This is a genomic window from Oceanobacillus sp. FSL W7-1293, assembly GCF_037969815.1.
In the GTDB taxonomy this organism is placed as follows: Bacteria; Bacillota; Bacilli; order Bacillales; family Amphibacillaceae; genus Oceanobacillus; species Oceanobacillus oncorhynchi.
The window spans coordinates 2674365-2697631 of sequence record NZ_CP150212.1 but is presented as its reverse complement, the minus strand read 5'-3'; the positions used below and the strand labels follow the sequence as shown (position 1 = coordinate 2697631).

The 23267-nt window shown below is 39.5% G+C and carries 18 protein-coding genes, 2 tRNA genes, 1 pseudogene and 1 other annotated feature; of the genes and pseudogenes, 17 read left to right on the top strand and 4 right to left on the bottom strand.

Annotated elements, in window-relative coordinates:
* The first annotated feature begins 4 nt into the window (after positions 1-4).
* The 8 genes and pseudogenes from MKY65_RS13260 to yihA all read left to right on the top strand — a co-directional run bounded on the left by MKY65_RS13260 (position 5) and on the right by yihA (position 7919).
* Positions 5-78, top strand: a tRNA-Gly gene (locus MKY65_RS13260).
* Between the two features lie 4 nt (positions 79-82).
* Positions 83-156 (top strand) — tRNA-Arg (locus MKY65_RS13255).
* Between the two features lie 399 nt (positions 157-555).
* Positions 556-1530, top strand: coding sequence for a tetratricopeptide repeat protein (locus MKY65_RS13250; RefSeq protein WP_339177523.1), 975 nt, complete (start codon positions 556-558; stop codon positions 1528-1530).
* Between the two features lie 122 nt (positions 1531-1652).
* Positions 1653-2939, top strand: coding sequence for a trigger factor (gene tig, locus MKY65_RS13245; protein ID WP_339177520.1), 1287 nt, complete (start codon positions 1653-1655; stop codon positions 2937-2939).
* Positions 2940-3268: 329 nt separating this feature from the next.
* Positions 3269-3412: pseudogene (locus tag MKY65_RS13240) on the top strand (ClpX C4-type zinc finger protein); the annotation flags it as partial.
* A gap of 14 nt (positions 3413-3426) precedes the next feature.
* Positions 3427-4704 carry an ATP-dependent protease ATP-binding subunit ClpX gene (gene clpX, locus MKY65_RS13235; RefSeq protein WP_042534419.1) on the top strand — a complete coding sequence of 426 codons (1278 nt, stop codon included), beginning with the start codon at positions 3427-3429 and terminating at the stop codon, positions 4702-4704.
* Between the two features lie 292 nt (positions 4705-4996).
* The gene (gene lon, locus MKY65_RS13230) at positions 4997-7333 is read left to right on the top strand and encodes an endopeptidase La (RefSeq protein WP_339177517.1); all 2337 of its coding nucleotides are present in this window, start codon (positions 4997-4999) and stop codon (positions 7331-7333) included.
* Positions 7323-7919: a ribosome biogenesis GTP-binding protein YihA/YsxC gene (gene yihA / locus MKY65_RS13225; protein ID WP_042534417.1), complete on the top strand. Its 597-nt coding sequence runs from the start codon at positions 7323-7325 to the stop codon at positions 7917-7919. Before lon ends, yihA begins: the two co-directional genes overlap by 11 nt.
* An 81-nt stretch (positions 7920-8000) precedes the next feature.
* Here yihA and MKY65_RS13220 read toward each other — a convergent pair whose 3' ends face one another.
* Positions 8001-8480: a hypothetical protein gene (locus MKY65_RS13220; protein ID WP_193062335.1), complete on the bottom strand. Its 480-nt coding sequence runs from the start codon at positions 8478-8480 to the stop codon at positions 8001-8003.
* A 337-nt stretch (positions 8481-8817) separates the two neighbouring features.
* Here MKY65_RS13220 and hemA point away from each other — a divergent pair, with 337 nt between their 5' ends.
* The 8 genes from hemA to ysxE all read left to right on the top strand — a co-directional run bounded on the left by hemA (position 8818) and on the right by ysxE (position 18041).
* Positions 8818-10191, top strand: a complete 1374-nt coding sequence (gene hemA, locus MKY65_RS13215) for a glutamyl-tRNA reductase (RefSeq protein WP_339177515.1) — start codon at positions 8818-8820, stop codon at positions 10189-10191.
* 474 nt (positions 10192-10665) lie between these two features.
* Positions 10666-11592 (top strand): hydroxymethylbilane synthase, encoded by a 927-nt coding sequence (gene hemC / locus MKY65_RS13210; RefSeq protein WP_193062331.1) that lies wholly within the window; start codon positions 10666-10668, stop codon positions 11590-11592.
* 2 nt (positions 11593-11594) lie between these two features.
* Positions 11595-12362, top strand: coding sequence for a uroporphyrinogen-III synthase (locus MKY65_RS13205; RefSeq protein WP_339177514.1), 768 nt, complete (start codon positions 11595-11597; stop codon positions 12360-12362).
* Positions 12355-13338, top strand: coding sequence for a porphobilinogen synthase (hemB, locus tag MKY65_RS13200; RefSeq protein WP_042534412.1), 984 nt, complete (start codon positions 12355-12357; stop codon positions 13336-13338). The genes MKY65_RS13205 and hemB overlap by 8 nt, the downstream gene beginning before the upstream one ends.
* Before the next feature lie 12 nt (positions 13339-13350).
* On the top strand, positions 13351-14637 hold the full coding sequence (gene hemL / locus MKY65_RS13195) for a glutamate-1-semialdehyde 2,1-aminomutase (protein WP_339177511.1): 1287 nt from the start codon (positions 13351-13353) through the stop codon (positions 14635-14637).
* A 307-nt stretch (positions 14638-14944) separates the two neighbouring features.
* Positions 14945-15490, top strand: coding sequence for a GNAT family N-acetyltransferase (locus MKY65_RS13190; protein WP_339177510.1), 546 nt, complete (start codon positions 14945-14947; stop codon positions 15488-15490).
* Between the two features lie 150 nt (positions 15491-15640).
* Positions 15641-16888, top strand: a complete 1248-nt coding sequence (gene spoVID / locus MKY65_RS13185; protein ID WP_339177508.1) for a stage VI sporulation protein D — start codon at positions 15641-15643, stop codon at positions 16886-16888.
* Between the two features lie 154 nt (positions 16889-17042).
* Positions 17043-18041, top strand: a complete 999-nt coding sequence (ysxE, locus tag MKY65_RS13180) for a spore coat protein YsxE (protein ID WP_193062323.1) — start codon at positions 17043-17045, stop codon at positions 18039-18041.
* Here the strand turns inward: ysxE and MKY65_RS13175 are convergent.
* Entirely contained in the window at positions 18038-18226 is a 189-nt protein-coding gene (locus MKY65_RS13175) for a hypothetical protein (protein WP_193062321.1), read from the bottom strand. The two genes, ysxE and MKY65_RS13175, sit on opposite strands and share 4 nt — an antisense overlap.
* Positions 18227-18433: 207 nt before the next feature.
* Positions 18434-18679: a binding site (T-box leader), on the top strand.
* A gap of 53 nt (positions 18680-18732) precedes the next feature.
* On the opposite strand from MKY65_RS13175, the gene MKY65_RS13170 reads away from it, so the two are divergent.
* A complete protein-coding gene (locus MKY65_RS13170; protein ID WP_339177505.1) occupies positions 18733-21378 on the top strand; it encodes a valine--tRNA ligase in 2646 nt (881 codons plus the stop codon).
* 24 nt (positions 21379-21402) lie between these two features.
* Here MKY65_RS13170 and MKY65_RS13165 read toward each other — a convergent pair whose 3' ends face one another.
* A complete protein-coding gene (locus MKY65_RS13165) occupies positions 21403-22251 on the bottom strand; it encodes a hypothetical protein (RefSeq protein ID WP_339177503.1) in 849 nt (282 codons plus the stop codon).
* Positions 22248-23144, bottom strand: a complete 897-nt coding sequence (locus MKY65_RS13160) for a RimK family alpha-L-glutamate ligase (protein ID WP_339177502.1) — start codon at positions 23142-23144, stop codon at positions 22248-22250. The genes MKY65_RS13165 and MKY65_RS13160 overlap by 4 nt, the downstream gene beginning before the upstream one ends.
* Positions 23145-23267 lie beyond the last annotated feature (123 nt).

The following is a 23267-nucleotide window of genomic DNA, read 5'->3' as shown; positions in this document are numbered from 1 at the left end:
AATTGCGGGTGTAGTTTAATGGTAAAACCTCAGCCTTCCAAGCTGATGACGAGGGTTCGATTCCCTTCACCCGCTCCAATTTGTCCCAGTAGCTCAGCAGGATAGAGCAACAGCCTTCTAAGCTGTGGGTCGCAGGTTCGAATCCTGCCTGGGACGTAAACAGATCAAACGCTCAAAACCTCGGTTAATAAGGTTTTGAGCGTTTTTGATTTCTAGAAAAAGATAATGGGCTCTATACTAAAAACTGGGCTTGCAGGGATGTGAATAAATTCAGTTAAGAAAGAAACTAGCTGACGTTATTTTTCGGGTGCAGCAGCTTACATCTATATCACGTACGATTTATGAGCATAGATTTTGATGAAGTGCCTAAAATGAATTTAACTATCTTTTGCAAATTAATGTAGACCCGCTGCTTTTTTAAGGGTAACATGATAAAGAGACAGCAAGATTAAACCTGCTGCAGATATAATCCGAAAAAAATAGTTTAAATAATGCAGGATAGGGTATAACAGATTTGAAGAAAAATTTTTGGGAATCCAGAATAGAGGTGAACAAATGAAAGACAGTGCCAAGGTGATATTATTTCCGAATACGAAAAAACAATTGGAAGAAGAAGGTTTGCATGCATTAAAGGAAAAAAGGTACAAAGAGGCATTAGATAAATTAAACAGTCTGATTGCATATCATGAAGGAAGTCATGAAATATATATTGGTAAATTAATGTGTTTGATGGAATTAGGTAATTATAAGGATGCAGAGCAGCTCAGTGAAGAACTGCTGGCTAGAAAAGATGCACATTATTATCATTACTTCCATATTTATTTAACCATTCTTTTTCAAACAAGCCAGTATCAGCATTTGATGGATTTGTTAGAAATAGAATTTGAGCATAATATGATTCCTGACATGCTTCAAGAGCCTTTTCAGCAGTTGTATGAAATGAGCGGCAATATGAAGATTGGAATCGATGAAGACAATGCCGTCAGTTTCATGAAAGAACTTAAGAAAGCTGTAAGGGATGATGATTATCTGAAGCAATGGAATATCATTGATAACCTCCGGCGGATACAGGCAAATCCGGAGGAAGAAAATATCAGACTGCTTGAAAACCCTCAAGTGCATCCTGTTATTAAAACTGCTTTATTAGAATGGTTCAAAGAAACAGGCGTAGAAAGATCTGTCTACATACATAAATTTGAGGCAATGATGGTTACTCAGCCGACGGAATTGATCCAGATATCTGAAGAGAAAAGCTACATATCTATAACGGAAGAATTAGAAAAAAGGGCAGAAGCCAATCCATCTCTATTAAATTTGATTGAGCAGCTTGTATATCGTTACTTTTATGTGACTTATCCATTTACACCGAAAGAGAGTGATATGTTTTCTTTTGCAGAAGCCGTCTATATTCTTGGAAATGACTATTTACAGCTGGATGTGCAGCTGGACGAATTGAATGAAACTGCCCAATCATGGATAGAGTCTATAAAAATTTGTAACTCGCTTTATTTAAGTATCATTGAAGAGTAGGTAGTAAAATGCTTGAAACACAAAAGATATGTGTTATAATGAGGTGGTTGTAAATCAGGAAAAATGATTGATCAAATGAATAATGAAATGCAATGATAGATTTGATTTTGGAGGGAATAATAATGACAACAAAATGGGAAAAACAAGAAGGTAATAAAGGAGTATTAACGTTTGAAGTATCTGTTGAAGACTTTGATCAAGCGTTAGACCAAGCGTTCAAAAAGGTATCGAAGGATGTTCAGATTCCTGGTTTCCGTAAAGGGAAAATTCCACGCAGTATTTTTGAAAAACGCTTTGGCGTAGAATCTCTATATCAAGACGCAGTAGATATTGTACTTCCTAGTGCTTATTCTAAAGCAGTTGATGAAGCTGAGATTTTCCCAATTGCACAGCCTTCTATTGACATTGATCAGATTGAAAAAGGACAACCGCTTGTTTTCACTGCGGAAGTAGAAGTGAAACCAGAGGTGAAACTTGGCGAATATAAAGGTCTAGAAGTGGAAGAAAAATCTGTAGAAGTAACTGATGAAGATGTAGAACAAGAAATCGAAAATCTTCGTGAACGCCAAGCAGAATTGGTTGTAAAAGAAGATAGCGAAATCGAAGACGGCGATACTGCTGTTATTGATTTTGAAGGATTCAAAGATGGCGTTGCTTTTGAAGGCGGTCAAGGTGAAAATCATTCACTGGAAATTGGTTCCGGACAATTTATCCCTGGCTTTGAAGAACAATTGATTGGTAAAAAAGCTGGTGATGAAACAGAGGTAGAAATCACTTTCCCTGAAGAATACCATGCGGAAGATTTAGCTGGTCAGGATGCGGTCTTTAAAGTGAAAATTCATGAAGTAAAAGCAAAAGAATTACCAGAACTGGATGATGAATTTGCAAAAGATGTTGATGAAGAAGTAGAAACACTTGATGAATTGAAAGCAAAAAAACGCGAAGAACTGGAAACAAACAAAAAACAACAAGCTGAAAATGAACAGCGTGAAGAATTACTTCAACAAGCTTCAGATAATATCGAGGTAGAGGTTCCAGAAGCAATGGTAGACACAGAAGTAAACCAGATGGTTCGCGAATTTGAACAACAGCTTCAAATGCAAGGCATGACATTAGAAATGTACAGCCAATTCTCAGGGCAAGATGAGAATGCTTTGAAAGAACAAATGCGTGAAGATGCTGAAAAACGTGTCAAAACCAACTTGACGTTAGAAGCAATTGCTGAAGCTGAAAATCTTGAAGCTACAGAAGAGGATATCGATGCAGAGCTTGAAAAAATGGGCTCTATGTACGGTGTTGAGAAAGAACAGCTTCTACAAATGCTTGGCGGTTCAACAGAAACATTAGAAAATGATTTAAAAATGCGTGCTGCAATTGAGTTCTTAGCTGAAAACAGCAAAACAAAATAATTTTTATGAACAAGTGAAAAAAGAGGATAAATAAGACAAGGTGCGCCGAGAGACGTGCCTTGTCTTTCCTGTTAATTAGGACAGTGTCGAATAAACGAAGATTTTGTCAAAAGCGGTATTTGTTCCAGGATATAAAGTATACTATACAGATGGAATTGCAAATAGTTGACATTTAAAAGAATTGATTCATACTGTATAGACACACTTATCATAGGATTATCTTTAGAAAATATAAAAAGTATATTGTTTTGTATTTCTATTTGTATCTGATATGATGAATTATAAAGCTGACTGCTAATCCGACAAGGCACATGTAGGAGTGAATGAAAATGGTGAATTTAGAAGCCGGGATGGGACAATCAAATTGCTCTTTTTGTGGGAAGAACGAAAAAGAAGTTCAGAAATTAGTAGCTGGCCCTGGCGTTTATATATGTAACGAATGTGTTAGGAAAGTCTCAGAGATTGTTGAGGAAGGCGGCGAAAAGTAATGTTTAAATTTAATGAAGAAAAAGGACAATTGAAATGTTCTTTTTGTGGCAAAGGCCAAGAACAAGTACGAAAGCTGGTAGCTGGTCCCGGTGTTTATATATGTGACGAATGTATTGAATTATGCACGGAAATCGTTGAAGAAGAGCTTGGCACCGAGGAAGGCATGGAAATGAATGAGATTCCAAAGCCAAAAGAAATTTGTGATACACTTGATGATTACGTGATTGGTCAAGATAAAGCCAAAAGAAATCTTTCTGTAGCAGTATATAACCACTACAAACGTGTTAATTCTGGCATGCATAACGGGGATGTAGAAATCTCTAAAAGTAATATTGCCATGATTGGACCTACAGGAAGCGGTAAAACACTCTTAGCTCAAACATTAGCAAGGATTATTAATGTACCATTTGCAATGGCTGATGCAACATCATTAACAGAAGCAGGATATGTAGGAGAGGATGTAGAAAATATTCTTCTCAAACTGATCCAAGCTGCAGATTATGATGTAGAAAAAGCAGAAAAAGGAATCATTTATATTGATGAGATTGACAAAGTGGCAAGAAAATCTGAAAATCCATCAATTACAAGAGATGTTTCTGGAGAAGGCGTACAGCAGGCACTTCTAAAAATCTTGGAAGGAACAGTAGCAAGCGTACCTCCTCAAGGCGGAAGAAAGCATCCGCATCAAGAATTTATTCAAATCGATACAACCAATATTTTATTTATTGTCGGCGGTGCATTTGACGGTATTGATCAAGTAATCAAGCGCCGTATTGGTAAAAAAGTAATTGGTTTTGGTGCGAATGAAGAGCAGGAAGAATTGGATACAGCCCAATTGCTGTCTAAAGTTCTTCCGGAAGATTTATTACGCTATGGTTTAATCCCAGAATTTATCGGACGTATTCCGGTAATCGGCAGTCTTACTCCGCTGGATGAAGATGCCCTGATTGAAATTTTGACTAAACCAAAGAATGCACTTGTTAAACAGTATCAAAAACTGTTTGAAATTGATAATGTCGAGCTTGAATTTGAACAGGATGCGCTTATCGAAATTGCTAAGAAAGCTATTGAACGGAAGACTGGTGCACGCGGACTTCGTTCTATCATAGAAGGAATCATTGTAGATGTTATGTTCGACCTTCCTTCTAGAGAAGACGTAGAAAAATGCATCATTACAAAGGACACTGTTATCCAGGAAGATGGAAGTCCAAAACTTGTTTTCCAGGATGGTACCGTTCAAGAAGGAAATGAGAAATTACCAAAGGAAAGTGCATAAGCATAAACGGGTGAGGAATGCAGATTCTGGTCAGAATCTGCATTCTTCCTCTTTTCTGCTGGTATAGGACATGCTTTCAGGAAAATCTTCTTTTATCACGATGCCCGATTGGTGAAACTCCTGCTGAATAAACGTTTTGTTTTATAAAATGATTATAATAATCATAGATACCTGTATACTTGTTTATAATAAAAGAAGGTATGATGGTGTTTACATTTTGTTGATTTTTTTTTACACTTAGAAAGAGCCTTACAGAGAAAATACATAAAAAATGAAAATAGGGGGTGAATGTATGACAGCAAACTATTTAAAAATGCCGCTGCTGCCTCTGCGGGGGTTGATTGTGTTTCCGTCGATGGTATTACACCTTGATGTAGGAAGGGATAAGTCTATTGCTTCTTTGGAACAAGCTATGTTAGCTGATCAATACATATTTTTAGCTTCACAGAAAAAAATGAATTCAGATGACCCGAGTTCTGCTGACATCTACAATATTGGAACCGTTGCAAAAATCAAACAGATTACGAAGCTGCCGAATGGAACACAACGAGTACTTGTAGAAGGGTTCTATCGGGCGGAGGTTATTCGTTATCTGGAAGAAGAAGAAAATTTTATTGTAGAGGCAGAAGAAAAAGAGGAGATTGTTGGAGACAGCTATGAAACTGAAGCTTTAATGCGTACGCTGCTTGAACAATTCCAACAGTACATAAAGGTTTCACGTAAATTAACGGATGAAACATTTGAAACCGTTGGCGATATTGATCATCCGGGCCGCTTAGCGGATATGATTACCTCACATCTTTCTTTAAAGCTGGATGATAAGCAGGAGATATTAGAATGCTTTGATGTCACGGAAAGAATACATAAGCTTCTGGATATTATTGCGGATGAGCGGAAGATTTTATCTATTGAAAAGAAAATCGGTCAAAAGATTAAAACTTCCATGGAAAAAACTCAAAAAGAATATTATTTAAGAGAGCAGTTAAAAGTGATACAAAAAGAATTGGGAGACCGTGACGGCAGAACTGGCGAATTGGAGCAGCTCAGAACAAAAATTGAACAGTCTGATATGCCTGAAAGAATTACCAACGTTGCGATGAAGGAATTGGGACGTTACGAAAAGGTCCCGCAGTCATCTGCTGAAAGCTCTGTCATCCGAAATTATATTGAGTGGCTTGTTTCGCTGCCATGGCAAACAAAAACAGAAGATAATATTCAAATGAAGAAAGCTGAAAAAGTGTTAAATGCAGATCACTATGGACTAGAAAAGGTGAAGGAACGCATTTTAGAATACTTAGCTGTTCAAAAGCTTACTAATACGATAAAGGGACCGATTTTATGTCTGGTCGGACCACCTGGAGTCGGGAAGACCTCTCTAGCGAAGTCAATTGCCAACGCAATTGACCGGAATTTTGTCCGTATTTCTTTAGGCGGTATTCGGGATGAAGCGGAAATTCGCGGTCATCGCCGAACTTATATCGGCGCCATGCCGGGAAGAATTATGCAAGGAATGCGGCGGGCCGAAACGGTTAATCCGGTATTTTTATTAGATGAAATTGAGAAAATGTCTAATGATTTTCGGGGCGATCCTTCTTCAGCTATGCTGGAGGTACTGGATCCAGAACAAAATCATAACTTTAGTGATCATTACATTGAAGAGACCTATGATTTATCTAATGTCTTGTTTATTGCTACCGCAAATAACATCAACAGTATTCCAGAGCCGTTATTGGACCGGATGGAATTAATCTCTATCCCGGGTTATACAGAGGTTGAAAAGCTGCATATCGCGAAACGTCACCTTATACCAAAACAAATTAAAGAAAATGGACTGACTAAAAGTAAAATACAAATTCGTGAGTCTTCCATCATGAAATTAATCCGAACATATACGAGGGAGGCCGGTGTCCGCGGTTTGGAAAGACAAATTGCGACGCTTTGCCGGAAAGCGGCTAAAGAGCTTGTCTCTGATGAAAGCAAGGACAGGATTATTATTACTGACCGCATTGTAGAAGAATATCTGGGCAAGCCGGCATACCGATATGGATTGATTGAAGAGGAAAATCAGGTTGGGGCGGCAACAGGCCTTGCATATACAACAGCTGGCGGAGATATTTTATCGATAGAGGTAACGCATTATCCGGGGAAAGGGAGCTTAAAGCTGACTGGTAAGCTTGGCGGCGTTATGCAGGAATCGGCGCAAGCGGCGTTCAGCTATGTGCGTTCCCGTACAGAACAGTTGAATATAGAACCCGATTTTTATGAAAAGTACGATATTCATATCCATGTTCCTGCCGGCGCAACACCTAAAGACGGTCCGTCAGCCGGAATTACCATTGCAACAGCCCTCGTATCTTCTTTGACAGGGCGTCCTATCAAAAGAGAAGTAGGAATGACCGGTGAAATTACACTTCGCGGGCGTGTCTTGCCTATTGGCGGATTAAAAGAAAAAGCATTAAGTGCACATCGCGCCGGATTGACAACGATTATTCTTCCGGAGGATAATGAAAAAGATATAGAAGACATTCCAGAAAGTGTCCGTGAGGGGCTTCAGTTTATCCCGGTGAAGCATTTAGATGAAGTCTTAGAAATCGCGTTGGTAAAGGAGGATGAACCTAATGAAAGTTAATCAAGCAGAAATTGTAATCAGTGCTGTCAGTGAGAAGCAATATCCGCAGGAGCAATATCCTGAGTTTGCGCTGGCTGGCCGTTCAAATGTCGGGAAATCTTCCTTAATCAACAAGCTGATTAACCGGAAAAACTTAGCAAGAACTTCTTCCAAGCCGGGAAAAACGCAAACGTTAAATTTCTATCTGATTAATGAATCCCTTTATTTTGTCGATGTTCCGGGTTATGGATACGCACAGGTATCTAAGAAGGAGCGGGCAAAATGGGGCGGCATGATGGAAGAGTATTTTAAAAATAGAGAACCGCTTCGGGCTGTTATTTTAATTACTGATTTACGTCATGAACCGACGACGGATGATGTTCAGATGTATGATTATTTGAAGTTTTTTGAGCTTCCGGTCATCGTGATCGGAACAAAGCTGGATAAAATCCCCAAAACAAAGAAGGACAAGCATATTAAACGATCTAAGAAGGTTTTAGAAATAGATCCAGATGATATTTTTATTCCATTTTCCGCAGAAACCGGCGAAGGCAAAGATGCGGTCTGGGGAGCGATAAAATCTTTCATCGCGGAGGAGCGTCCGTAAAACTTCCGCCTTAGTGACGTTTTGTTATAAGTGAAGATAAAATAAGGATACAGCCAGGAAATTTAATTCCTGACTGTATCCTTATTTGCGTTTGAGCATAAACATACCTAAGAGAATAAGCAGAACTGGCCAAAAACGTTCTAAGAGCGAAACAATCGGCTCAAGCCAGCTGGTGTATATAGAAAGCTGTTCCGAAAAAAGAAATAGCAAGCCTAACAAAATAGAGAAAAGGCCTAAGAAAAATCCTTTTTTTGTTTTGGTATAACGGATAATAAAGGCAAGTCCTATAATAATGAAATAAACAGACCAATCATCTATCCAAAAAGAATAATGCTTTACCCCGTGAAGATGAATGCCGATTCCAAAAAGTAAGGTACCTATAAATAAATTTTGGTACGTTTTTGTTGTATAGCTATGAATAATAATGCCAATTCCAATTACAATCAGGAAAGATTGCCATGAATATAGGTCAACAAAAAATGGAATTCGGAGCTCCCGCAGTAAAAGAAAAATACCGATTCCAATACATAGATAAGCCAGCAGTGAATGCTTTCTTTTCATCGAAATTCCTCCCAAATGTCTCTGTTTTAATACTGTAGATGATTATACTGGATGTAACAGACAGTCTCTTAAAAAGCAAGTACATCCTTTAAAAAAGTGAGTTCCTTGCTATAATGGGTCAGTTATGTTACATTACAGTCGGAATAAGTTGTTGCAGCGGTCGTTTTTATTTAGCTGGAATGAATCATTTTATCATACATATCCTTATGTTACGTACAAATTGTTTCAGATTCTGTTCACATTTTAGCACGAAAAGCATTTCATGACATGTTATAATGATTATTAGATAATAATCATAAAAAGTTTTGAATCATTTAATCATAATGGGGGTAGTACGGTGCATATTTTAAAGGTTGGGTTTAATTACAAAACAACCCCTGTAGAAATTAGGGAAAAGTTTACGTTTAATGAAGAAAAATTGTCAGAAGCAATGATTGCATTGAAGGAACAGAAGAGTATTCTGGAAGATGTGATTGTTTCAACATGTAATCGGACGGAAGTATACGCAGTTGTTGATCAGCTTCATACTGGCAGATACTATATTAAACAATTTTTAGCAGATTGGTTTGGAGAAGAGAAAGAAACCTTTTCGACATACTTGCAGATTACGGAGGACGATGGTGCAATGGAGCATCTGTTTCGCGTGACAACCGGACTCGATTCCATGGTTCTTGGCGAAACACAGATTCTTGGCCAGCTGAAACAAGCTTTTTCAAAAGGACAACTGGCAAATACAACAGGTACCATTTTTAATGAACTGTTCAAACAAGCTATTACATTCGGGAAACGGATGCATAAAGAGACAGGGATCGGTGAACATGCTGTCTCCATCAGCTATGCAGCTGTGGAATTAGCAAAAGAAAAGTTTGGAGATTTGAGTAATAAGCATGTAGCTATTTTAGGCGCCGGCAAAATGGGCGAATTGGCAGCGAAAAACATTCAAGGCGCTGGAGTAAAGGATATCACTGTCATTAACCGCACACAGGAGAAAGCAAAAATGATGGCAGAGAAATTTGAAGCTAAGGTTGCTGGGATGGATGAACTATCCGCTGTATTAGAAGAAGCGGATATTTTGATCAGCTCTACCGGTTCAGAATCTGTTGTCTTATCGAAAGAAGATATTGAAAAGGTGCAGAGTAAACGGCAGGATAAAGAATTATTCTTAGTAGATATTGCGGTTCCCCGGGATATCGATCCGGAAATTGCTGAAGTAAATCAGGTTGCTTTATTTGATATCGATCACCTGCAGCATATTGTAGATGAGCATCTGGAGTCACGAAAAGCAGCAGCAGAACAAATTGAAATATCCTTAGAGGAAGAAATTGTTCAATTCAAGGAATGGATGAAAACATTAGGAGTTATTCCGGTTATATCTGCTTTGAGACAAAAAGCGTTATCTATTCAAACGGAAACAATGAAAAGTATTGAACGGAAAATTCCAAGTCTGACGGATCGTGAGAAAAAAGTGCTTAATAAGCACACGAAAAGTATTATCAATCAGTTACTGAAAGAGCCGATTACGCAGGCGAAAGAATTGGCCGGCGCAGAGCAGGCAGATGAGGCATTGCAATTATTTATTGATATTTTTGGAATTGAGAATGAGGTAAGAGAAGAATTTGCGAAACAGTTGAAAAAGAATGATGCATTCACTAAATTTACGCAAGAGGAAGCCTCCTCATTCAAGGTTATTGAACGAGTAACCACTGCCTAAGCAGGATGGATTCACCCTGTTTACATCATTCACATCCAACCAGAAGGTCATTTCATTTACTTTCTGGTTGCTTTTTATTGTAGAAGAGGTTGTTCAAAAGTCACCAAATGATAAGCGGCGAACTCTGTAGTTGACGTGTGTTTTACGATGGGACTGGGACAGCGGTTACCAATGTTGTCAGGTTAATGAATTTTCTTAAATTCCATACAAATAACAATAAAACTATCTAGCGTAGTGTTTTTCCGTAGCGGTAGCACAAACCTGACAACATTGAGACCTGCGATTACTCGGTCTATTAAAACCGTTGCTGCGATTACTCGCCCCATCGAAAACCTTTGTGGACAACACAGAAGTCACCACATCCTGTGGAAGCCCGTTCGTAAAACACACGTCGCCTTGTTCTTCTTGCTTCTAGATTTGGCAACTTTTGAACACGTATTAGAATAAACCCGGAAAAGTCGAGGAGGAGACATCATGCGAAAAATAATTGTTGGTTCGAGAAAAAGTAATTTAGCAATGACACAAACGAAATGGGTTATTGATCAGCTGAAAAAAGCTGGTGTAGAAAATGAATTTGAGATAAAAAAGATTGTTACAAAAGGAGATCAAATCCTTGATGTAACTTTATCAAAAGTTGGCGGAAAAGGTCTTTTTGTAAAAGAAATTGAAAAAGCAATGTTTGACAAGGAGATTGACTTTGCTGTTCACAGCATGAAGGATATGCCTTCTTCTCTTCCTGAAGGACTGGAGATTTCCTCTATTCCGGACAGAGAAGACCATCGCGATGCCTATATTGCGAAAAATAATATTAAATTAGCAGACCTTAAAGAAGGCTCGATTGTCGGCACAAGCAGCTTACGCAGAGGGGCACAAATTCTTGCTGCCAGACCGGATTTAGAGATTAAATGGATTCGAGGTAATGTGGAAACACGAATTCGAAAACTAAATGAAGAAGACTACGATGCAATTATTTTGGCTGTATCCGGATTAAAGCGAGTCGGTTTAAGTGAGGATCTGATTACAGAATACCTGGATCCGGAAATCTGTGTACCTGCTGTAGGACAGGGTTCTCTTGCAATTGAAAGCCGTGCAGAGGATACAGAATTAAAAGAAATCGTCCGAAAGATTCATAATGAATATACCGCCAAAACGGTACTGGCGGAACGTACTTTTCTGCATTTATTGGAGGGAGGCTGTCAAGTTCCTATTGGCGGCTATGCTTATTTAGATGGCGAAGAAATTGTATTAACTGCTTTAGTAGGTACGCCCGATGGACAAACGATTTTGAAGGAAGTTGTCCGCGGTAACGACTCTGTACAAGTTGGTAAGCAGGCAGCAGAAATATTAATGAATCAGGGAGCTAAAGATATCGTTGACCGTGTCAAAGAGGAGATGGAATAATCATGGGTAAGCCGCTTCACGGGGAGCGCATATTGATTACGAGAGAAGAGACAAAAGCTGCTGAAATGGCGGGGAAAGTCACAAAGCTGGGTGGAAGTCCGGTCATCGTCCCAATGATTAAAATAAATTTTCTAAAACAGTTTGAAGATACTTCTGTACTGGAACGTCTCTCGGATTTCAGCTGGGTATTTATAACAAGTGCCAACGGGGTGGAGGGTTTTTTTCAGCTGCTCCGTAAACAGCAGATAAAACTGCCACAAGAATTGAAGATAGGAATCGTCGGGAAGAAAACAGAAGAAGTATTGCATCGATATGGTTATACTGCTTCTTTTGTTCCAGAAACCTTTGATGCCCAGGCTATGGCAGAAGCGTTTATTTCTTTTTACACATTGAATAAGCCAGTGCTGCTGATACGGGGAAATTTATCAAGGCCGACGCTTCCAGAAAAACTGAAAGAAGCACAGATTGCTTATGAGACTTTGGAAGTATATGAGACAACGTATTGTATGGAATCCAAACAAAAGTTGAATCAAGTGCTTTCCGCCGTGGATTATATCACGTTTACAAGTCCATCAACAGCAGAAGCGTTTGTGCAATTGGCAGAATATATACCAAAAAATGCAACATATATTTGTATCGGTAATACGACGGAAGAAAAGGCGAGGGAATTAGGAATTTCTGATGTATATACGTCAACGCCTTATACCGCAGATGCGATGTTGAATTTAATTTCAACGATTGCAAATGAAAGGAAGATAAATCATGAGTGAATTTACATTTGACAGACATCGGCGTTTGCGTTCATCTGTTTCGATGCGCGCACTCGTTCAAGAAACACACCTAAGGGCAACGGATTTTATTTATCCGATATTTGTTATTGAAGGAGAAGACATCCGAAATGAGGTTTCTTCCATGCCGGGAGTTTTCCAGGTTTCTTTTGATCATTTATTGAAGGAAGTGGAGGAAGCATATCAATTAGGAATTCGTTCACTTATTTTGTTTGGTGTGGTAGAAGAAAAGGACGAAATCGGCTCTGAGGCTTTTCATGATCATGGAATTATTCAGGAAGCCACAAGAATCGTGAAACAAGCGTATCCAGAAATGCTTGTAGTCGCAGATACCTGTTTATGCGAATACACGTCGCATGGACATTGTGGCGTAATTGAAAATGGAGATGTAGCCAATGATGCTTCTCTGGAGCTGTTAGCTAAAACAGCTGTATCTCAGGCAAAGGCAGGTGCCGATATTATTGCTCCTTCCAATATGATGGACGGATTCGTAACCGTCATCCGCCATGCTTTGGATGAAGCCGGTTTTCATCATATTCCGATTATGTCCTATGCGGTGAAATATGCTTCCGCTTATTACGGACCTTTCCGTGATGCAGCAGACAGTACACCTCAATTTGGAGACAGGAAAACATATCAGATGAACCCTGCTAACCGTTTAGAGGCAATCCGTGAAGCGAAATCGGATATTAAAGAAGGCGCTGATTTCTTAATTGTAAAACCAAGCCTGTCTTATATGGATATTATGCGTGAGGTGAAAGACAATTTTGACGTGCCCGTCGTTGCGTATAACGTGAGCGGGGAGTATTCCATGATTAAAGCAGCTGCTTTAAATGGCTGGATTGATGAGAAAAAATTAGTGACAGAAACCCTGCTATCAATGAAACGTGCAGGCGCAGACTTAATTATTACCTATTTTGCAAAAGATGTGGCAAAATGGTTGCAAGAAGATAAATAAGGGAGGAAGAGCATGGTAAACACAAGGTCAGTAGATGCTTATAAAGAAGCGGTTGATTTAATGCCCGGCGGAGTGAATTCTCCGGTACGTGCATTTAAATCAGTGGGATTGGATCCGATTTTTATGGAAGAAGGAAAAGGCTCTAAAATTACCGATATTGATGGCAACACGTATATTGACTACGTATTAAGCTGGGGTCCGTTGATTTTAGGACATGCTGATGAGCGTGTAACGGAAAGCTTAAAGGAAGTTGTTGAAAAAGGGACAAGCTTTGGAGCGCCTTCATTGTTAGAAAATCAGCTTGCAAAGCTTGTTATCGATCGTGTCCCATCCATTGAAATGGTGCGAATGGTCAATTCCGGAACAGAAGCAACGATGAGTGCAATTCGTCTGGCGCGCGGCTACACCAACCGGGATTTGATTATTAAATTTGAAGGAAGCTATCACGGTCACGGGGACTCCCTGCTGATTAAGGCAGGTTCCGGTGTCGCAACACTTGGTCTTCCAGACAGCCCTGGAGTACCAGAGAATATCGCGAAGAATACAATCACTGTTCCTTATAATGATGTCGATAGTCTGAAGCTTGCTTTTGAGCATTATGGTGACAAAATTGCAGCGGTGATTATGGAGCCTGTATGTGGAAATATGGGAGTCGTTCCTCCAAAAGAAGGTTTCTTACAAGCTGTTCGCGACATTACGGAGCAAAATGGCTCACTTCTTATCTTTGATGAGGTAATGTCTGGTTTCCGTGTCGGCTACTACAGCGCGCAGGGACATTTTGATGTTACTCCGGATTTGACTTGTCTTGGTAAAGTTATTGGCGGCGGTCTGCCTGTCGGCGCGTACGGCGGAAAACGTGAAATTATTGAGCAGATTGCACCGACTGGTCCGATTTATCAAGCCGGTACATTATCCGGTAACCCCTTAGCTATGACAGCGGGCTATGAATCGTTAGCGTCCTTGTCAGAAGCGTCCTATGAAGAAATTAATAAAAAAGTGGACCGTCTTACAGAAGGATTCCGCCAGGCGGCAGATAAATATGATATACCGCTTCATATTAATCGTGCCGGTTCAATGGTCGGTGTATTCTTCACAGATCAGGAAGTTGTCGATTTTGAAACGGCGCAATCCTCTAATTTAGACTACTTTGCGCAATATTACCGTGCGATGATTGAAGAAGGCGTATTTTTGCCGCCATCTCAATTTGAAGGATTATTCTTATCTACTGCACATACAGATGAGGATATTGAAAAGACAATTGCAGCAGTGCATACTGCTTTTTCTAAGATTGAAAAGTAATTATAAAAAGATTAGTAAAAGAGAAATCCAAGTGGGTTTCTCTTTTTTTAGGAATAAGAGGGAAGTCGACTCCTGCGGGAAAAGCAACAGGTAGACCTGAGCAGGAAGTAGTTTTCTTACCGTGCGGCTAAGCCGTTGCCCGCGGAAAGCGACTTCCCGGGACTGCGATTACTCGCTCCATCGAAAACCGTCGTAGCGGACATCTGCTCGGCAAGAATACCAGTATTTTAAAGACCAAGTGATTTTCTTGGTTTTTCTTACTGACAGGATATTACTTTCACAAAATTTCAGGCGGGGTGATCATACAATGATGCTGTTTCAAAATAATAAGCTAACCGTTCGTAAATTAGCAAAAGAGGATAATTATTTACTGGCAAAGTGGCTTTCTGATCCGGCAGTTCTTCAATTTTACGATGGGAGAGATAATCCATTTGATTTAGAAAAAGTGAATGAAAAATTTTATCCGCTTCAAGACAATGTAGTCCGATGTATCATAGCTTTTGATAGTTTGAAAATCGGTTACATTCAATATTATCTATTAAATATAAATACGAGAAAAAAATACGGTTATTTAAATGATAAAGATGTTATTTATGGAATGGACCAATTTATAGGAGAAACGCAATACTGGGATAGAGGTATTGGCAGCCTCCTGATCAAGTCAATGGTTGCTTATTTAATTAACAAGAAACGCATAAATAAAGTCGTCATGGATCCTCAAGCCTGGAATAAAAGAGCGATTCGCTGTTACGAGAAAAGTGGTTTTAAGAAAATAAAATTACTTCCTTGCCATGAACTGCATGAGGGGGAATATCGGGATTGCTGGTTAATGGAATACCGGGAAACAGAGTGATTTTTTGAAGGGCATTTAACATAAACGATACCCCGGCTTTTCTTGTTTGCTTTAAACCAATCTTCCTCCTTAGCATATTCCGCGGTTTCTTATCATATAAATGATAACGAATGATTCGCATCTGGACTGTTTGCGAGAGGAGGAATACATTTGTCAGTAGATTCTAATTCATTTATTTTTGAACTGGAAGAATCACTGTTTTTTGAAAAAGGACAGGAAGTAGAAGAACTCAGGGGAATTTCCATTGAACCAGAAATAACAATCGAATCATTAGATAACTATATTTCTATCCATGGCAATCTTGAGCTGCAGGGAGAATATCAAAAAGTAAATGGTGAAGAAGAAGGAGAAGAGATTTTTGACTTTGATCAAATTCAAGCTAAGCGTTATGTCGAAAGTATTAGAGAGGTAAATGGACTGTATGTATTCACCCATAAATTTCCTGTAGATATATCTGTGCCGCCTCATCGGGTGAATAAAATAGAAGATGTCACGGTGCAAATTGAATCCTTTGATTATGATTTATTAGGTGCAGATAGTTTAAAAATTACTGCTGCGGTTGAGATTCAAGGGATTTTACAGGATGAAGCATATCGTCCGTCAGAAGAAAATTGGGAAACAGCAGAAGCGGATCAAGAACAGGTAGGAGACACATTTTCCTTTGAAATAGAACTTCCGGAAGAAGCATTGACCCGCAATGAACAAACGATCTTGGAAGATCAGAAAAAATTAGAAGAACTGCTAGCGTCGGAAGAAGAAATAAAACCGGAAGTTGAGCCGATATTAGAAGAAAGCCCTTCGGAAGAAGCATTAATTCGTAATGAGCAAACGATATCGAAAGATCAGAAAAAAATGGAAGAACTATTAACATTGCAAGAAAGCCATTCAGAAGAGGAGCCAGAAGATGACCCGGATCGATGGAAAGTAAAGTCACAGCCTCTTTCTGAATATTTTGAGTCTCTTTCGAAAGGAAAGGCTTCAGAGGATGATTCAGAAGAAGAAGAGCAGATGGAAGAGGTATTAGAAGCTGAGGAAGATATGGAGATGACAGAGGAGAAACCAGGCTGGGATGTCGCTGATGAATCCGAGGTGATTGATTATATAGAAGATACCTTCTATCCAGATACACCCAGGGAGGAAGAAATACTGGTGGCTGAAGAAACGAAAAAAGAGGAGGAACGAACAGAAAGCGAATCGTTACTATCTCAGATTTTCCGTGAAGCAGACGAGGATCATTATGCCAAAATGCGTCTGTGCATTGTTCAGGAGAATGACACAATCGATACCATAGCAGAACGGTTTGCAATCAGCCCGCTGCAATTAATCAAGCATAACCAATTAGAAGAAGAATTGGAAGTAAATGAAGGACAGCTGCTTTATATTCCATCTAAACAATAAATAAAGACTCTGCACAAATAATGAATGAGATTATTTGTGCCGGAGTTTTACATAATCTATGTTTTTAATTATTTTATACAGGTTAATATTCAGATGTAATGCAGATTTGATATACACGAGCAATTCCGAGTTTACAAATAAGGGGTGACATGTAGTGAATATATGGAAGAAGGTCCTGGAAGCATATCATATCTATCCCGTCAGTATCGAAAAACAGACAGAGCGTGTTGTAAAAGTATTTGACGGTATGCAGGAATATGCTTTGAAGCGCAGTTTTTTAACAGAACAGACGATGGAGAATTGGCAGCATGTCTACCGTATTGCTCGTGAAAAAAATGTGACAGAGATTTTACCTGTGTATTTAACCCGGGACAATGCATTTTTTCATAAGGAGGAAAACTTTTACTATTATTTAACACCTTGGATTGACTCTCCGGAGGTCACAGATTCCGCGTATAACATTGAGCGAACAATGCAGACACTTGCACAGATTCATAAAAAGACAAGGCAGACCAGCCGTATTAAATCCGATCGTCTTAAAGAATCATTTCAAGGATTTTCGAGCTTTTGCAAGCAATCCTTAGATCAGCTCCATGTTCGTGTCACCGATTATGAAAGCCGAAAATATATGTCACCGTTTGAACTGCTTTATTGCACGCATTATAAGGGTGTTTGCCATGCTGTAGGGCTGCTGCAAGATAAACTGTATCAAATCTATGGAGAGGAAGAAACGGAGATTTTATGGTCTTCCAGCTTATGTCATCAACGAGTCGATGATACGCATTCAAAGGGAGGCTATTTAATTAATTGGGAATCAGGTGGTTTTGAACATCCGGCACGTGATTTATCCCATTATTTCCGAGGATTGACAGGCGCTTATAACCAGCCTGAAGAAACGATACAGCAAGCATTTACCGTCTATCAAAAAACAAATCATCTGACTGTAAAGGAAATGCATCTTGTTTCTGTCTATTTACTAAATCCATCATTCTATTTAAGTGTACTCAAGAATTATACAGACCGCCGCACAAAGAAATCGATGGTTAATCAGGTCAAAGAGCTGCAGCAGCAATTCCGCCGTTTAGAATTTGGGATGAATTGGGTGGAGTTTATACAAGAAACATATGAGTCCAAGGAAGAACAGCCAGACTAAATCCATTGCAGATAAAAAGCTACCACTAGACCAATTAGGAGTCCAAGTAATAAAATATCAAGTGTTGTTGGTATTAAAAGCGTCCGGATAAGCTGGAAAATCATAATTGGTGTACACACGGTTTCCGCAACAAAAATACATTTTCTAGCCCATGGCGGGAGCCGGTAACGATAGAAACGAGACATCTTTTTTCACCTCCTGTTTGTTTGATAAAGATAAACTTCAGAAATTTGATATATTATGTTATGTATAAATGCTCGAAAGGTGTGTCAATAATATAGATACACTTTTTTTTAATGAACCGGGAACAAGCCTATTTATCGGTAAATATATGAAAATCTAGTTGACGTTCTCAGAAGGAAACGATAAAATAAATGTTACGAAGAAAACATACGAACACGTGGAAGAGAAGTAGTAAAGAAAAAACGCTCTTAGAGAGGGAAATCCTGTGCTGAAAATTTCCTGGGAAGGTTGTTCTTGAAGTCGTCTCTGATGTAGAATCTTTGAAAAATGGAGTAGGAGATTCCGGTTGTCAGCCGATATTCATGACCATAAGTGTGCTTCAATCAGGCTGCAACAGCTTTTATTGATCAGCAAACAAAGGTGGTACCACGGAAATATACCTTTTCGTCCTTTATTTATAAGGATGAAAAGGTTTTTTTAGTTGAACGAATAAAGGAGGTTTTTTAACATGTCAGATAAACAAAATCAGCTTCCTCCTAAATATAATCCACAGGAAGTGGAAGCAGGAAGATATCAGTTTTGGTTAGATGGGAAGTTTTTTGAAGCAAAGGATGATCCGGAAAAAGAGCCGTATTCCATTGTGATTCCGCCGCCAAATGTAACAGGGCGATTGCATTTAGGGCATGCATGGGATACAACGATGCAGGATACCATCACACGTATGAAGCGTATGCAGGGCTATGATGTATTGTGGCTTCCTGGAATGGACCATGCGGGGATTGCTACCCAGGCAAAGGTAGAAGCAAAATTAAAAGAATTGGGAACAAACCGTTATGAGCTTGGACGGAAAAAGTTCCTAGAAAAATCCTGGGAGTGGAAAGAGGAATATGCAAGCTTTATTCGCTCGCAGTGGGAGAAGCTTGGACTTGGTTTAGACTATTCCCGGGAGCGTTTCACGTTAGACGAAGGTTTGTCTGAAGCTGTTCGGGAGGTATTTGTCCGTCTTTACGAAAAAGGATTGATTTACCGCGGAGAATATATTATTAACTGGGATCCCTCCACTAAAACAGCCCTTTCAGATATTGAGGTAATTTATGAAGAGATTCCAGGGAAGTTTTATCATATGCGCTATCCGATAAAGGATAGTGAGGAAACAATCGAGATTGCGACGACCCGACCGGAAACCATGCTCGGGGATACGGCCGTTGCGGTGCATCCAAAAGATGAACGCTATCAGCATTTAATCGGCAAGACGGTTATCCTGCCGATTGTAGGAAGAGAAATGCAAATAGTGGCGGATGATTATGTAGATATGGAGCTTGGTTCCGGAGCAGTAAAAATTACACCTGCTCATGATCCAAATGACTTTGAAATCGGGAACCGTCATGATCTAGAGCGTGTCCTTGTGATGAACGAAGATGGCACCATGAATGAAAATGCAGGAAAGTATCAGGGATTAGACCGTTTTGAATGCCGGAAGCAGCTGGTTAAGGACCTGCAAGAGCAGGGCGTGCTATTTGAAATCGAAGAACGTCCACATCAGGTTGGACATTCGGAGAGAAGCGGTGCAGTGGTTGAGCCTTACTTATCTACACAATGGTTTGTAAAAATGGAGCCATTGGCAGAATCAGCTTTGAAGATGCAGGATTCGGACGCGGAAAAAGTCAACTTTGTACCAGAGCGATTTGAAAAAACATATTTCAACTGGATGGATAATATCCGTGACTGGTGTATTTCCAGACAATTATGGTGGGGACACCGGATTCCGGCTTGGTACCATAAAGAAACAGGTGAAATTTATGTAGGCAAAGAAGCGCCAGAGGATGCTGAAAACTGGGAGCAGGATGAGGATGTATTGGATACATGGTTCTCCTCTGCCTTATGGCCGTTCTCTACCATGGGCTGGCCTAATGAAGAATCTGCTGATTTGAAACGTTATTTCCCTACCAATGTTTTGGTAACAGGCTATGATATTATTTTCTTCTGGGTATCCCGGATGATTTTCCAATCAAAGGAATTTATGAATGAACGTCCATTTGAGGATACATTGCTGCATGGTTTAATTCGTGATGCAGAAGGAAGAAAAATGAGTAAATCCCTGGGGAACGGGGTAGACCCGATGGATGTCATTGATAAATACGGTGCCGATTCACTGCGCTATTTCTTAATGACGGGTTCTACACCTGGTCAGGACCTGCGTTTCCATTGGGAGCGAATTGAGTCTACCTGGAATTTTGCCAATAAAGTATGGAATGCCTCCCGCTTTTCTCTTATGAATATGGAAGGGTTCCAGTATGAGGATATTGATTTAACAGGGGACTTAACGGTTGCAGACAGATGGATTTTATCTCGATTGAATGAAACAATTGACCATGTAACGAGAAATGCGGATAAATATGAATTTGGTGAAGCAGGAAGATATCTCTATAACTTTATTTGGGATGAATTCTGTGATTGGTATATTGAAATGGCAAAACTGACGTTATATGGCGAGGATGAAGCTAAGAAAAACACAACCCGTTCTGTTTTGGCTCATGTTTTAGACCAGACGATGCGCATGCTGCATCCGTTTATGCCGTTTATCACAGAGGAGATCTGGCAACAGCTTCCGCATGAAGGAGCATCTATTACAGTCAGCGAATGGCCAAAAGTAAATCTGGCATTTGATGATAAAAAAGCAGTTTCTGAAATGCAGCGCTTAGTCGCTATTATCAAATCTGTACGTAACAGCCGGGCTGAGGTAGATACACCGATGTCTAAGCAAATTGAGATGCTTATCTCCGCAGAAAATGAAGTACTTGTGCAGGAATTAGAAAAAAATCGGGAATATTTAGAGCGTTTCTGTAACCCGAGCTCTCTGCAAATTGCAGAAGATATTGCAGCTCCGGACAAGGCGATGACCTCTGTTGTGACAGGTGCAGAAATCTTTCTTCCTTTAGAAGGCCTGATTGACTTTGATAAAGAAATCGCACGTTTGGAAAACGAACTTGCTAAATGGAACAAAGAAGTAGAAAGAGTGCAGAAAAAGCTCTCTAACCAAGGCTTTATCAGCAAAGCACCAGAAGCATTAGTAGAAGAAGAAAAACAGAAAGAAAAAGATTATCTGGATAAACAGGCGAAAGTAAAAGCCCGTTTAGCAGAATTAAAACAATAATGAAAAATGCTATGAGACAAATTCTCATAGCATTTTTTCTTTTATATACGTTACATATTCTTCTAATATATTGATATCGCTGAGCTTGCTCAGCGTACGCGAACCGACGGCATCTTCAATTTCATTAAATATAAATTCTCCATTTTCCGTGAACATAAAATCAATACCGGCAAGCCCAAAATCATAAGCATTTATAATTGTTTGAACGATATTTTTTTCTGTTTCATTTAACGTATACAGAGATGCTGTTCCGCCAAGAGAGTAATTTGCGCGAAAATCATTTGAATTCTCACGCAAAACAGCTGCTATAATCCTTGTACCAATCACGAACACGCGTAAATCCTTGCCCGGCTGAATATGCTGGGAAGACTGTAACACATAATCTTCCGTTAAGCTTTGACGATATGCTTCCCATTCTTTTTGGCTATGAAGCATCGCAACCTGCTTTCCTCCTTTTCCATTAGCTGTTTTGGCAACAAAAGGAAAATCAAACGGCAAGGAGGGTGGATCCATTTTTCCGGGAAAAAAATAGGTTTCCGGAACAGGAATACCTAGTTGCTGGATAGCGAGATAGCCATATGCTTTATGATTAAATGTTTCTGAGATTATAGAGTGATTAAATACGGTAATTCCCATTAACTCTAATTGTTTATTGAGAAGAGGCTCCATTGTCCGGACGACTGCGAAATCTGCACAGATTTCTTCTCCATTTGCATAGATAACCTGTTTATTTTGGTCTATGCCAATCGATAGATCTTCCCTGACCAATAACGTGAGATGGATGGACTGCTTTTTAGCTTCATCTATAAACCAGTCGATATAGCTTTTATTTCTTATTGAATCTGCTTTCGTATATATGAGCCATCCATTCATCGGGAAAGCTCCTTTTTTATATAAGTTATCATATAATCAGCGGCGTTAACGCCCGTACACTCATATAGATTGCGGATATGTGCGTTCGCATTTATTTCACAAATCAGCAGTTCACTGTCTCGGCCAAATAATAAATCGACGCCGGCAAAATCAGCTCCAATAGCTTTTGCTGCTGCTACAGCCAGCTTTTCTGTATTCTCATTAAGGGGAAAGGGCAGCATTTTGCCTCCATTAGTTACGTTTGCCCGAAAATCTACGTCGTTTTGCCGTTCCACAGCAGTTATCGCTTTGTCACCAACTACCTGAACGCGGATATCCCGGCCTCTGCTTTCCTCTATATAACGCTGAAATACGAAGGGGCGCTCGCCAATATTCGAGATAATATTTGTTAAGCCCTGTTGGTTGTCGATTAAATGAACCTGTTCACCAAAGGAGCCATATGCTTCTTTCACAATCAGCGGAAAACCAAAATGATCGATTATTTCCTGGATATAGTCGGACGGCAGATCACCTGCATGATATTTTTTAGGAGCAATAATCGTTTCCGGAATAGGAAGCTGATTTCTCATGAGCATTTGATAAGTGTAGATTTTATCGTCGCTGATTTCGATAGCATGTGAACTATTAAAGACACGAACCCCCAGCTGCTCCAGCTGTCTTGCCAGATAAATATCCTTGTCGATAAAAAAAGCAAAATCAGGCAGTTTATTATGGTTTGGTATAGGTGACACCGTTCCATTTTTCGGGCATAATAAAGTTAAAACCGCATCGTTTTTTAAACAAATGGTTTTCATTTTTTGTTTTGCAGCGGCTTCTTCAATCATAGTTGCATAATCGAGAAATTTATCCGTTGCGATACTTCCATTAATAATAATCCAGCCAGTATAATTCAAAATCGTACATCCTTTCTGCTAGAGGGTAAAAATTTAGCTATTGGTCAATTTTCCCTGATAACCTTAGGGAAGTCACTGAGGAGATGAAGCGGCCACCTCCCTGTATACAAAAAGTTTTAGCTG